We start from the raw sequence: 7,347 nt of genomic DNA on the forward strand, positions 1-7,347 counted from the left end.
AACCACGCACAAGCACCTGTTTGTCCTGGTCAGCGGCCTGCTGCGTAGCCCTGGTCGTTGCGTGGATTGGCGCCCGCGCGGAGCAGTCCGGTTTCCGGATCCCGGGCCACAGCACACATTCGGCCGAGTGACCAGGGTCCGGAGTCGTGAACCTTGTGCCCGATCTCACGCAGCCGCGCGAGGGTGTCCGGACCGAGCCGGGACTCCACGACGAGGGCACCCGGATCCCAGGTGCGCGGGCTGAACGAGCTCGGGAAGGACAGGGAGTGCCAGGCGGGTGCGTCGATGGCGCTCTGCAGGTCGAGCCCGCCGTGGATGTGGGCAAGCCAGAAGCACAGCTGCCACTGTTCTTGCTGGTCACCGCCTGGTGTGCCGAAGGCGAGGCGGGGTTCGCCCGCGCGCAGGGCAAGGCTCGGGGTGAGCGTGGTGCGCGGCCGTTTCCCTGGCGCGAGGGAGTTGGGCAGGCCCGGCTCGAGCCAGAACATCTGGGCCCGGGTGCCGAGGCAGAAACCGAGCGATTCGATGGCGGGCGAGGATTGCAGCCAGCCACCGGAGGGGGTCGCCGAGACGATGTTGCCGCGCGCGTCCACGACGTCCACGTGCACGGTGTCGCCCCGGGTGTTGCCGGTGCGTCCGACGGTGGGTTCGCCGACCGCCCCGAGCGCGTCGAGCTGCTCCGGCACGGCGAGCCCCCGGCCTTCGCGGACGAACTCGGGCAACCGTGGTTCGGCGCCACCGGGCGATCCCGGTCGCAGTTCGGCGTTCGCGGTGTCCGTGACGAGTGCCCGGCGTGCGGCGAGGTAGCCCGGATCGAGCAGTTCCTCGGCGCTGACCCGCGCGGAGTCACCGAAGTGCGCTTCCCGGTCGGCGAAGGCGAGCTTGGCGCATTCCGTGGCCAGCTGCACCGTTCTTGCGCTGGGGATTCCCTCGGTGTAGGCGAGCTCATCGCGGAATCCCTCGAGCAGGGCAAGCGTTTGCGCGAGGACTGTTCCCTGGCTCCAGAGCCCGCATTTGGCCAGCGTCCACTCGCCGAGGTGCACGGTGACCGGGTCTTCGATGCTCGCCGACCAGCGCGCCATGTCCTCCCCGGTCAGCACGCCGGGGTGTGCGGCACCGGACTCGTCGCGGTAGGGGGTGCGGCAGAACCGGTCGATGGCCTCGGCGACGAAGCCGGTGTACCAGGCTGACCGGGCGGCATCGAGCTGTGCTTCCCGCCCGCTGTGCAACTCGGCCTCGGCGAGCAGGCGTTCCCAGGTGTCGGCGAGCACCGGATTGCGGTGCATGCCGCTGGCGGGTGTGCCGTGCGGGCACCAGAGAGCGGCAGAACTCGGCCAGTGGTTCGCGAACAGTTCGGACACCGCGGTGATGGTGCTGGTGATGCGCTCGACGACCGGGTAGCCATGGCGGGCGTAACCGATGGCGTAGCCGAGCACCTCGCGAAGCGTCTTGGTGCCGTAGTCGCGCAGCAGCCGCAGCCAGCCGTCCCATGCTCCGGGCACGGTCGCGGGGAGCAGCCCGCTGCCGGGCATGATGTCGTAGCCGAGCCCGCGCATGTGCTCGATGCTCGCGGCCTGCGGGGCGACGCCCTGTGCGCAGAGTACGCGCGGCCGCGGATCGCCTTCGGTGGCGAAGATCGCCGGGACTTCACCGCCGGGACCGCACAGGTGCGGCTCGACCACCTGGAGCACGAACCCAGCCGCGACCGCGGCGTCGAAGGCGTTGCCCCCGTTCTCCAGTACCGCCATCCCCGCAGCGGTTCCCAGCCAGTGGGTGGAGGAGACCATTCCATGGGTGCCGCGCAACTCGGGCCGGGTTGTCCACATGTGGCCCTATTTTGGCTTGGCGGGCCTTCCCACACCATGCCACGTGAGCCCGGCCTCGTTGAGGGTGGCGGGGTCCAGGTGGTTGCGGGTGTCGAGCACGAGCGAACCGCTCATCAGCTCGGCGACCACATCCCAGCGCAGGGTGCGGAACATCGGCCATTCGGTCAGCAGCAGCACCGCGTCGGTGGCCTTCACCGCCTGATAGGCGTCGTCCACGATGGTGATGCCCTCGACCTCGCCGCCGATCGCCGGATCGAATGCGGTGACCTCGGCGCCCTCGGCCAGCAGCAGCTCGGTGACCGCGAGCGCGGGCGAGCCGCGCAGGTCGTTGGTGCCGGACTTGAAGGCGAGCCCGAGCACCCCGATCCGCGCCTGGCGCAGCGGCCGGTCCAGCTGGGTGCGCAGTCGTTCCACCACGCGCTCCCGCTGCCGGTTGTTGTCCTCGATCGCGGCGCGGAGCACGTCGAACCGTCCGCCGGTGGCGTCCACCGAGCGCAGCAGCGCCGAGGTGTCCTTCGGCAGGCAGGATCCGCCCCAGCCGGGCCCCGGGCGCAGAAATGAACTGCCGATGCGCGGATCGTGTCCCATTCCCGCGGTGACCGCGTCGATATCGGCACCTACCGATTCGCACAATTCGGCCATCGCATTGACATAGGACAATTTGACAGCGAGAAAGCAATTCGAGGCGTACTTGATCATTTCCGCGCTCGCGGCATCGGTACACACCGTCGGCGTGCGCAGCGGTCCGTAGAGGCAGGCGACCTGATGGGCGGCGTTCTCGTCATCGCTGCCGACCACGATGCGGTCCGGGTTGAGGAAGTCGTGCACCGCGCTGCCCTCGGCGAGGAACTCCGGATTGCTGACCACGGCGAGGTCCTGGCGGCCGAGCAGCTGGCTCACCCATTCGGCGGTACCGACCGGGACCGTGGACTTGGTGACCACGATGGTTCCCGGGGCCAGCAGCTCGCGCAGTTCGGTGACCACGGAACGGATCGCGGTCAGGTCGGCGTTCCCGTCCTGGCCCATCGGGGTCGGCACGCAGAGGAACACGATCTCCGCATCCGCCGCGGCCGAGGCGCCCACCACGAACTCCAGGTCACCGGCGGCGATGCCGTTCTCCACCAGGTCGGCGAGGCCCGGTTCGAGAATGTCCACCCTGCCCTCGCGCAGCCGCGCGACCTTCGTCTCGTCGATATCCGCGCAGGTGACGTGGTAACCAAAAGAAGCCAGGCACGCACCGATTGTCAGTCCCACATATCCGGTACCAACCACCGCGACCCGACGGATCGACACGTCCATCACACTCCCGGTATCCATCTACGGTAACGACCGTGGCAGGTTCAGTTGGCGCACGAGCGAACGGCGGTGAGATGTCGTGCATATTCGACCGTACTGATTGTCAATCGGGGTAGCACCATATCGCACCGATATAAAGGGCTCGTTGTCGACAAGATCACGTGATGTATGGGGCTGTCGCACTAGTGACTACAGTACGGGCGTGCGGCAGCGACGGCTGGGAACGTCCGGTTTGGTGGTCTCCACCGTCGGACTCGGGTGCGACAACCTCGGCCGGCCCGGAACGGGTACGAGCTCCGAGGAAGGGGCAACCGCGGTCGTTCGTGCCGCGGTCGAATCCGGGATCACCTACTTCGATGTCGCGGATGTCTACGGTTCCCCGCGCGGGCGGGCCGAGGAACTGCTCGGCAACGCGGTCGGCCCGGTCCGGGACTCGGTGCTGCTCGGCACCAAGTTCGGTATGGCGGGCCGCGGGGATTTCGGTGCGCACGGATCGCGGCGCTACATCCGGCTTGCCGTGGAGGGATCGCTGCGCCGGCTCGGTACCGATTGGATCGACCTCTACCAGCTGCATCGCCCGGATCCCTCCACCCCGCTCGCGGAGACCATGGGTGCGCTGGACGACCTGGTCCGCGCGGGCAAGATCCGGTATTTCGGCATCGGGAACTTCGCCGGATGGCAGCTCGCCGACGCGGTGTGGACGGCGGCCCGCGCGCACGGGGTGACCCCGGTGGCCGCGCTGAACCACTACTCCCTGCTCGACCGGTCCGCCGAACGGGAACTGTTGCCCGCCGCGCGCCGCTTCGACCTCGGACTGCTGCCGTACTTCCCGCTCGCGAATGGTCTGCTCACCGGCAAATACGCCGAAGGGGTCACGCCGCGGCCCGGGTGGCGCCTGGCCGGGCGGCCCGACCTGCTCGCCAACGCACCGTGGCGGCGGATCGAGGCGCTGCGCGAGTTCGCCGCGATGCGTGGCCTCGACCTGACCACGGTCGCGATCGGCTGGCTCGCCGCACAACGCCCGGTCGGCTCCGTCATCGCCGGCGCGACCACCGTGGACCAGGTCTGGCGCAACACCGCCGCCGCAGACTGGGTACCCACCCCGGAGGACTGCGCGGCCCTCGACGCGATCTGCCAACCAGGCGTCTGACCAGGGCAAACGGGTGCTTGTGAGTGGTTGTGTTGGTTCTAACCAACACAACCACGCACGACCGGATCTTGCCAGGTTAGGCTTGCCTTATTGGAGGGTGTATGAGCATCGAGCCGGTGCGGTCGGAGGCGGAACTGCGGGAGATCGTCGCGGAACCGGCGAAGGCGATCGCGAACAAGGCGGCCTCGCGGATCGACGCGGAATCCCGGCGGTTCATCGAGGCCTCACCGTTCTGTCTGCTCGCCACGACCGGTGCGGACGGCACCGTGGACGTCTCGCCGCGCGGTGATCCGCCGGGCAGTGTCCTGGTGTTCGAGGACGGTCGGTCGATCGCGCTCCCGGATCGCAAGGGGAATCGGCGGCTGGACAGTATGCGCAACATCCTGCGCAATGACCGGGTCGGAATGCTGTTCGTGGTGCCGGGGGTCGGCGAGACGCTGCGGCTCAACGGGCGCGCGCAACTCGTTCGCGAAGCCCCGTTCTTCGAGCGGATGACCGTGCAGGGCAAGCCACCGGCGCTGGCGATCCTGATCGAGGTCGAGGAGCTGTTCCTGCATTGCGGCAAGGCGTTTCTGCGTTCCTCGCTGTGGGATCCGCAGACCTGGCCGGCGAAGGACTCGCTGCCGAGTGCGGCGCGGATCGCGAAGAGCCAGACGAATTCCCGGGTCCCGGAGGCGGTGTTCAAGGCCGCGCTGAACCTCGACTACAAGCACAATCAGTACTGATTCACTGCTTGTGATAGGCCCCGGAGGCTTGCTCGCTGTAGTCGGGGAAGGCGGGGCGCATGGTGCGGGAGGTCTTGGGTACCCGGAGCATGATCTTCATGCCCTCGCCCGGAGCGGTCTCGAGCTCGAGCGCGTACTCGTCCCCGTAGGCGCTGCGCATGCGCTGGTTGATGTTGCCGATCCCGACGTGGGCACCGGTCTTGTGCGCATCGGCGAGGTCGGCGGTGAGCCGGTCGGGATCCATACCGACCCCGTCGTCCTCGACGGTGATGAGGACGTCGTTGCCGTGGTCCTGGGCGAGAACCGTGACGGTGCCCCCGCCCGGTTTCTTGGCCAGGCCGTGCCGCACCGCGTTCTCCACGAGCGGCTGCAGTACGAGGAACGGCACCGCGACGCCGAAGACCTCGGGGGCGATGTTGATCCGGGTACCCAATCGCGGTCCGTAGCGGGCACGTTCGAGGGTGAGGTAGCGGTCGATGTTGCGCAGTTCGTCGGCGAGCGTGGTGTACATGCTCGACATCCGGAACGAGTACCGGGTGAACTCGGCGAAGTCCTCGAGCAGTTCGCGCGCCTGCTCGGGATCGCGGCGGATCAGTGAAGCGATCGTGTTGAGCGCGTTGTACATGAAGTGCGGGGAGATCTGCGCGCGCAGCGCCTTGATCTCGGCATAGGCGAGCTGTTCACGGGATTCCTCCAGCCGCGCCAGTTCGAGCTGGGTGCAGATGAAGTGCGCGATCTCGTCGGCCATCCGGATCAGCCGCTTGCTGCTGGTGACCCCGCCGACGACGACGAGCGCGCCCGCGTTCTCCTGTTCCACCACGAGGGGGACGATCACCGCGGAGCGCATCGGGCAGCTGCCGCGGTGCGGGCACTCCAGCCGGTCGTGGTCGACGTGTTCGCGGCGGTGCCCGTGGATGGCCCGGTTGATCGGCCCCTCCACATCCGCGTAGTGGTAGTTGGCCTCGCCGTCCCAGGACAGCAGCGTGCCCTGGGAGTCGGCGACCCCGACCGCGACGCACTTGAGCAGTTCACGCAATTGCGGGGTGGCCACATCGGCGGATTCCCCGGAGAGTCCTCTGCGCAGGTCGGCTGCCGCGCGGGTGATCCGCTGCAGTGCCTCCATCACGGCCTCGTCCACGCTGGACTTCATGGTCCGGCGCCGGGAGACCAGCAGATAGGCGACGACGAGCAGCGCGACCACGGCGACGATCGCGACGAGGATGAACGCCGTGCCGTTCTGCAGCAGTTGCTCCACGGGCACATGGTAGTGCGCCGGGTCGTGGCTACTTCAGCAGTCGCGACATCCGGCGGTCCGCGAGCGGTTTCCCACCGGTCTGGCAGGTGGCGCAGTACTGGAAGGCCTTGTCCGCGTAGGAGACCTCGCGGACGGTGTCCCCGCAGACCGGGCAGGGCATCCCGGTGCGCGCGTGCACCCGCAGCCCGGAGCGTTTCTCGCTCTTCAGGGTGGCGGCCTTCTGCCCGACCGAGCGTTCGACGGCGTCGGTCAGGGTGGCCCGCAGCGCCTCGTGCAATCGGTCGATGGCGTCCCCGTCGAGTTTGTTCGCGGTCGCGAACGGGGAGAGCTTTGCGGCGTGCAGGATCTCATCCGAGTAGGCGTTGCCGATTCCGGCGATGACGCCCTGTTCGGTGAGCACGCGCTTGAGCCGCCCGCCCTGGCCGGCGAGGATCTCGGCGAGCTGGTCGCGGCCGAGTTCGAGCGCATCCGGGCCGAGCCGGGCGATCGGTTCCACTTCGGCGGGGTCGGCCACGATCCAGACGGCCAGGCCCTTCTTGGTACCCGCCTCGGTCAGATCGAAGCCGGGGCCCTGTCCGGGTTTGCCGAGGTGACAACGCAGCGCGAGTGGACCGCTGCCGGGTTTCGGTGGTGCGGCGGAAAGCTTCTCCGACCAGCGCAGCCAGCCCGCCCTTGCCAGGTGCACGATCAGGTGCAGCCCGGAGCAGTCGAGGTCGAGGAACTTTCCGTGCCTGCGCGCATCGCCGACCGTGCGGCCGTGCAGTTCGGTCCACGGTGGGCTGGCCGTCTTGAGCGCGGAAAGGGAGGCGATGTCGACCCGTTCCACCGTGCGGCCCTGTGCGTGTTCACGCAGATAGACCGCGAGCGCTTCGACCTCCGGTAGCTCGGGCATCAGGCACGGCCCGCGAGCTCATCGACCGGTTCCATGCTGGTCAGCTTAGTGTGCCGGACCGGTTTCGTCAGTCGACCATCTGCAGTGGTCCGTCGAGATCCGGGCCGCTGCGGTCGGCGATGTGCCTGGCGACCTTGACCGCCTCCGAGCGGGCGAGCCGCGGTCCGGTGACCGTGCCGACCCAGCGCTCGCCCGCTCGGAGGCGG

The 7,347-nt window shown here is 68.6% G+C and carries 6 protein-coding genes; 2 read left to right on the forward strand and 4 right to left on the reverse strand.

All coding sequences use genetic code 11. From position 1 onward, the window contains the following. Nucleotides 1-29 precede the first annotated feature (29 nt). On the reverse strand, nt 30-1,823 hold the full coding sequence (locus AD72_RS33880; RefSeq protein ID WP_031470740.1) for a gamma-glutamyltransferase family protein: 1,794 nt from the start codon (nt 1,821-1,823) through the stop codon (nt 30-32). Between the two features lie 6 nt (nt 1,824-1,829). After that, nucleotides 1,830-3,122 (reverse strand): UDP-glucose dehydrogenase family protein, encoded by a 1,293-nt coding sequence (locus tag AD72_RS33885; protein WP_031470741.1) that lies wholly within the window; start codon nt 3,120-3,122, stop codon nt 1,830-1,832. Nucleotides 3,123-3,321: 199 nt separating this feature from the next. Here AD72_RS33885 and AD72_RS33890 point away from each other — a divergent pair, with 199 nt between their 5' ends. Both AD72_RS33890 and AD72_RS33895 read left to right on the forward strand, forming a co-directional pair. Continuing rightward, a complete protein-coding gene (locus tag AD72_RS33890) occupies nt 3,322-4,269 on the forward strand; it encodes an aldo/keto reductase (RefSeq protein WP_031470742.1) in 948 nt (315 codons plus the stop codon). A gap of 101 nt (nt 4,270-4,370) precedes the next feature. Then, entirely contained in the window at nt 4,371-4,994 is a 624-nt protein-coding gene (locus AD72_RS33895) for a pyridoxamine 5'-phosphate oxidase family protein (protein ID WP_031470743.1), read from the forward strand. 1 nt (nt 4,995) lies between these two features. Here the strand turns inward: AD72_RS33895 and AD72_RS33900 are convergent, their stop codons facing one another. Continuing rightward, nucleotides 4,996-6,249: a GAF domain-containing sensor histidine kinase gene (locus AD72_RS33900; RefSeq protein ID WP_020496847.1), complete on the reverse strand. Its 1,254-nt coding sequence runs from the start codon at nt 6,247-6,249 to the stop codon at nt 4,996-4,998. A gap of 28 nt (nt 6,250-6,277) precedes the next feature. Beyond that, on the reverse strand, nt 6,278-7,141 hold the full coding sequence (locus tag AD72_RS33905; RefSeq protein ID WP_031470745.1) for an Fpg/Nei family DNA glycosylase: 864 nt from the start codon (nt 7,139-7,141) through the stop codon (nt 6,278-6,280). Nucleotides 7,142-7,347: the final 206 nt, after the last annotated feature.

It is taken from the genome of Sciscionella sediminilitoris, from assembly GCF_000737195.2.
Taxonomy (GTDB): domain Bacteria; phylum Actinomycetota; class Actinomycetes; order Mycobacteriales; family Pseudonocardiaceae; genus Sciscionella; species Sciscionella sediminilitoris.